This is a genomic window from Actinomyces sp. (genome assembly GCF_030524025.1).
In the GTDB taxonomy this organism is placed as follows: Bacteria; Actinomycetota; Actinomycetes; order Actinomycetales; family Actinomycetaceae; genus Actinomyces.
The window spans coordinates 63,015-68,205 of record NZ_JAUNHI010000013.1; the positions used below are offsets into that span (position 1 = coordinate 63,015).

A 5,191-nucleotide genomic window follows, 5' to 3' on the forward strand; every position below is an offset into this window, starting at 1 on the left:
CTCCGCCCTGGTCCGCTCGGTCATGGACGGCAGAATCCTGCCCGGTGAGATCGCCTTCATGGCTTCGGGCAGGTCGGAGGCGGTGGGCCTGATCAAGGCGTGGGAGGCCTTCCGCGCCCAGTGGGTCGGGGACGGCGACACGCTCACTGCGATGCAGAGGATCGCCCTGCTCGCGGTCGACGGCTACTGGACGAACAAGGCGGCGGGCGCCGGCTCCTACAACCCCTCCGACCCCGAGACCCTCGAGCTGCTCATCGCGCTCGCCGCCGGGACCGGTGAGGTCGTCGTGCCCCGTTCGTCGGCCGGTGACGAGGCGGGCTGAGGAGGCCGTACCGGGAGGTGGTGGTCGGCGTGGCACGATGGCGCCATGACCACCACGCCCCCCGCCGCGGGCACCCGACTGCCCCCGACCAGTCCCTTCGCGCGTCCCTGGGCGCTGGACCTGGGGCTGCCGGACTTCGCGGCCGTCGCCAATGAGGATATCGAGCCGGCCATCCGCGCCGGCATGGCGGCGCAACGCGCCGAGTGGGAGGCGGTGGCCACCGACGCCGCCGAGCCGACGGTCGCCAACACCGTCGCCGCCGTCGAGCGCTCCGGCGCCCTGCTCTCGCGCGCCCTGACCGTCCTGGAGACCCTCACCTCGGCCACCCACTGCCCCGACCTCGACGCGCTGGAGGAGGCGCTGGCCCCCGAGCTGTCCGCCCACCACGACGCCTACGCCCTCGACCGGCGGATCTACCGCCGCTTCGCCACCCTGGACGGCCTGGTCGACGCGGCCTCGCGCACCGGTGCGCAGCCCGTCGACGCCGACGGCCGGGTCATCGAGGAGGAGACCGCGCGCTGCATCCGCCTGGCGGTGGAGGACTTCGAGCGCAACGGCGTGGGGCTGACAGGGGCCGAGGCGACGCGCCTGCGGGAGATCAACGCGCGCCTGACCGCCTTGTCCTCGCGCTTCTCCACCCTCGTGGCCCGCGCCATGCACGCCGCCGGGGTCGCCAACTGCACCGTCACCCCCGAGCTGGCCACCACCGAGCCGCACTCGGCCCGCGTCGAGCTTCTCGCCACGGCGATGAGCCGTGGGCTGTCCGGCCCGGAGGACACGCGCGCCATCGTGCTGGAGATGACGGCCCTGCGTGCCGAGCGGGCCCGGCTCCTGGGATTTGAGCACCACACCGCGCTCGTCGCGGCGGAGTCCTCGGCCCGCACGACGCGCGCCGTGCACGACATGCTCCACCGTCTGGCCCCCGCGGCCATGGCCAACGCCCGCCGCGACGCGCAGACCTATGCCGCCCGCATGGCGGCCGACCCGCTGACCGCGCCGGGCGAGGAGTTCGGCCCGGCGGACTGGCCGCGCTACGAGGCGCAGGAGCGTCGGGAGCGCTTCGGTGTCGACGACGCGACCCTGGCGCCCTACCTCGAGCTGGACAGCGTTGTGGGGCGGGGCATGTTCTACGCCGCCACGCGCCTGTACGGCATCACCTTCCACGAGCGCGAGGACCTGGCCGCGCATATGTACGACCCCATGGTGCGCGTGTGGGAGGTCCGGGACCGCACCGAGGACCCATCCTGCGACGAGGCGACCGAGGATGGGCGGCCCGACCCCCTCCTGGGCCTGTTCGTCGCCGACTTCTACGCCCGCGAGGGCAAGCAGGGCGGGGCGTGGATGAACACCCTGACCGACGCCGGGCACCTGACGGGCACGCGGCCGGTGGTCATCAACTGCCTCAATATTGAGCGCCCGTCCACTGGCCCCACCCTGCTGACCTGGGACGAGGTGGTCACCGCCTTCCATGAGTTCGGCCACGCCCTGCACGGCCTGCTCACCGACACGCACTGGCCCAGCGCCGCTGGCACATCGGTGCCCGCCGACGTCGTCGAGTTCCCCTCCCAGGTCAACGAGAAGTGGGCGCTGCACCCCCAGGTTCTGGCCTCCTACGCTGTTCATGTCGACACCGGCCGGCCCATGCCCGCCGACCTCGTCGACCGGCTCCGCGGCCAGGGCTCCTTCGCCCAGGGCTACGCGACCACCGAGTACCTGGGTGCGGCGCTGCTCGACCAGGCCTGGCACACCCTGACCCCCCAGGAGGTGCCGGCCGATGCCGGGCTCGTCGAGGACTTCGAGCACCGGGCGCTGGCCTCGGCGGGCATCGACGATGCACTCGTGCCGCCGCGCTACCGGACGACCTACTTCGAGCACGTCTTCGGCGGCGGTTACGCCGCGGCCTACTACGCTTACATCTGGAGCGAGGTCATGGACGCCGACGCGACCGACTGGTTCCGCACCGACGGCCTGGGTGCGGTCGACGGCGACCTCGGCCTCAACCGTGCCGCCGGCGAGCGCTTCCGCCGTGAGTTCCTCGCCCGCGGCGACTCCCGCGACGCCCTGGAGTCCTACCGGCGGTTCACCGGCCGTGAGCCCCGGATCGCCCCACTCCTGGAGCGTCGCGGCCTGACCTGACCCCCAGGGCCGGGACCCCGGCCCCGACCAACACAACGACCAGCACGAGCCGGCGCAGGGGCGCCGACCCACCCTCCCGACCGGAAGGACACACAGATGACGCGCGTGACCATTGTTGGCGGCGGCTACGGGGGCATCACCCTGGCCAAGGCCCTGGATGAGGTCGCCGAGGTCACCCTCGTCGAGCAGAAGGACAGCTTCGTCAACCACGCCGCCGCGCTGCGCGCCGCGGTGGACCGGCAGTGGGCCGACAAGATCTTCATGCCCTACGACCGCCTGCTCCTGCGCGGACGCGTCGTCCAGGGCACTGTCCTGGGGGTCACGGGCACAACGGTCCAGGTCTCGGGCCTGGGGGCCATCGGGGCCGACCACCTCGTTCTGGCCACCGGCACCGCCTACCCCTTCCCCGCCAAGCACCTCGACTCCTCCTCGGTGGTCGCCCGGGCGCGCATCGAGCGGACCCACGCCAACCTCGAGCAGGCCACCCGGGTGCTGGTGGCCGGCGCGGGGGACGTGGGCATCGAGCTCGTCGGCGAGATCACCTCGGCCTTCCCGGGGATCGCGGTCACCCTCCTGGAGTCGGGGGAGGAGATCCTGCCGGCCAAGGACTACGAGCCCGGCCTGCGCGCGGCCATCGCCGCCCAGCTGGCCGAGCGCGGCGTCGAGTTCATCACCGGCGACAAGCTGGCCTCCCTGCCTCCGGTCGACCCCGGAGTGCTCTCGCCCTTCCGCGTCATGACCAAGGGCGGGCGCCGTATCGAGGCCGACATGTGGTTCCGCGCCTACGGCGCCTCGGCGGCCACCGGCTTCCTGGGAGCCGACTACGACGACATCCGGCGCTACGACGGCACGATCCGTGTCGACGAGCACCTGCGGGTCATCGGCCACCCCGGGGTGTGGGCCATCGGCGACATCACTGACGTGCGGGAGACCAAGCGGGCCGATGCCGCACGGGCTCACGCCGCGGTCGTGGCCGACAACATCCGCTCCCTCCTGGCGGGCCAGGAGCCGACGGCCACCTACACCCCGCTGCCCGAGCACGTCATCCTGCCCCTGGGGCCCGACGGCGGGGCCAGTCAGGTCCTTGACGGCGGCCGCCGGGTGGTCCTCGGGCCCGAGGAGACCTCCCGGTTCAAGGGCGAGGACCTCTACCTCGGTCTCATCTCCGCCCAGCTCGGCCTCGACCACTGACCCGCGAGATCGGGACATATGGCACCTCGAGATCGCGCGTGAGGATGCGTCGTGGTGGCGCGGGCCCCGGGCACGCGGCGTGCGCCACCACGACGGGAAGCCGGTAGTGTGTCCCACATGACGAACGACCCGCGGTCCGCGCTCAACCGACTCATCGCCGCCCTCGAGGCGCACCTGGACGCTGCCGCCACCGGTGACGAGCTCTCACCGGCGGTCGTCGCCGCCGAGAACACGCTGCAGGACGCCTTCTTCACCTATGACGACACCCTGTTCACCGCCTACGGCATCGAGCTGCCCTTCGACATTGTCGACGCCGAGGGCGACGAGGACTTCGACGACGAGGACGGCCAGGACGAGAGCCCCTTCGACGAGGACGACGAGCATGACGAGGACGACGGGTCCTACCGGAGGCGATGACCCCGCGGCCGTCCGCCTGGGGCAAGTCCCCGGGGAGCCCACAGAGCCCGGCCCGCGGCCCGGTCAGAGGTCCGGTCAGAGGCCCGGTCAGAAGCGTTCCGGGTAGCCGAGGTCGGGCGCCGTCACCTCGTCCAGCGCGCGGCGGATCTGGACGGGCAGGGTGAGGTCGTCGGCGGCCAGCACGCCGTGCAGCTGACCGGGGGTCCTGGCTCCCACGACGGTCGAAGCCACGCCCGGCGCGTCGCGAGCCCAGGCCATGGCCACCTCGACCGGTTTGCGGTCCAGGCCGACCGCGGCCGTGGCGACCGCCTCGACCACTCCAGCGTGGCGCTCACCGAGGTAGGGGGCGACGTAGGAGCGCAGATGGGGCGAGGCGCCGCGCGAGTCCGGCGGGGTCGAGGCCCGGTACTTGCCGGTGAGCACGCCGCGGCCCAGGGGGGCGTAGCCGATGACGCCGAAGCCCAGGACCTTCGAGGCGGGCAGGACCTCCCGTTCGACGCCCCGGGAGAGCAGGGAGTGCTCGACCTCGACGGCGGCCAGGCCGGGACCGTGGCCGCCGTCGAGCAGCGCACTGGCTTGCGCCGTGGCCCAGGCGGGATGGTTCGACAGCCCCACGTAGCGCGTCCTGCCCGTGTCGACCGCGCGGCGCAGGGCGTCGACGGTCTCGTCCATCGGCGTCGTGGGGTCGGGCACCTGGACCAGCCACAGGTCGAGGTGGTCGGTGCCCAGGCGGGCCAGGGAGTCGTCAAGGGTGTCCAGGAGCGTGCCGCGCGAGGCGTCGGCGGCCGTAGCACGGGGGCCGGTGCGCCAGGTGCGCACACCGGCCTTGGACACCAGGACGATGTCACGGCGGTCGACGTGCTCGGCCAGGAGCGAGCCGATGACCTCCTCGCTGACGCCCTCGCAGTAGGAGGCCGCTGTGTCGAGCAGGGTGCCCCCGGCGTCGAGGAAGATCTCGAGCTGTTCCTGGGCCTCCAGCGCGTCGGTGTCTCGCCCCCAGGTCATCGTGCCCAGGCCGACGGCGGACACGCGCAGACCCGTCGCGCCGAGCCTCCTTAGTTCCATGGGCCAACCGTAGGGGCAAGGGGCACGTGCGCGCGCGCACGGCGCGCCCGGCCCCGGCGC

At 73.0% G+C, this 5,191-nt stretch carries 4 protein-coding genes and 1 pseudogene; 4 read left to right on the forward strand and 1 reads right to left on the reverse strand.

What is annotated here, in order from left to right:
• The 4 genes and pseudogenes from Q4C85_RS06825 to Q4C85_RS06840 form a co-directional block, all read left to right on the forward strand.
• A pseudogene (locus tag Q4C85_RS06825) lies at nt 1-322 on the forward strand (TetR/AcrR family transcriptional regulator); the annotation flags it as partial.
• Between the two features lie 45 nt (nt 323-367).
• Nucleotides 368-2,458, forward strand: a complete 2,091-nt coding sequence (locus tag Q4C85_RS06830; protein WP_303140806.1) for a M3 family metallopeptidase — start codon at nt 368-370, stop codon at nt 2,456-2,458.
• A 96-nt stretch (nt 2,459-2,554) separates the two neighbouring features.
• Entirely contained in the window at nt 2,555-3,649 is a 1,095-nt protein-coding gene (locus Q4C85_RS06835; RefSeq protein WP_303140807.1) for an NAD(P)/FAD-dependent oxidoreductase, read from the forward strand.
• A 117-nt stretch (nt 3,650-3,766) separates the two neighbouring features.
• Nucleotides 3,767-4,066 (forward strand): DNA primase, encoded by a 300-nt coding sequence (locus tag Q4C85_RS06840; protein WP_303140808.1) that lies wholly within the window; start codon nt 3,767-3,769, stop codon nt 4,064-4,066.
• A gap of 87 nt (nt 4,067-4,153) precedes the next feature.
• Here the strand turns inward: Q4C85_RS06840 and Q4C85_RS06845 are convergent, their stop codons facing one another.
• On the reverse strand, nt 4,154-5,131 hold the full coding sequence (locus tag Q4C85_RS06845; protein WP_303140810.1) for an aldo/keto reductase: 978 nt from the start codon (nt 5,129-5,131) through the stop codon (nt 4,154-4,156).
• Nucleotides 5,132-5,191 lie beyond the last annotated feature (60 nt).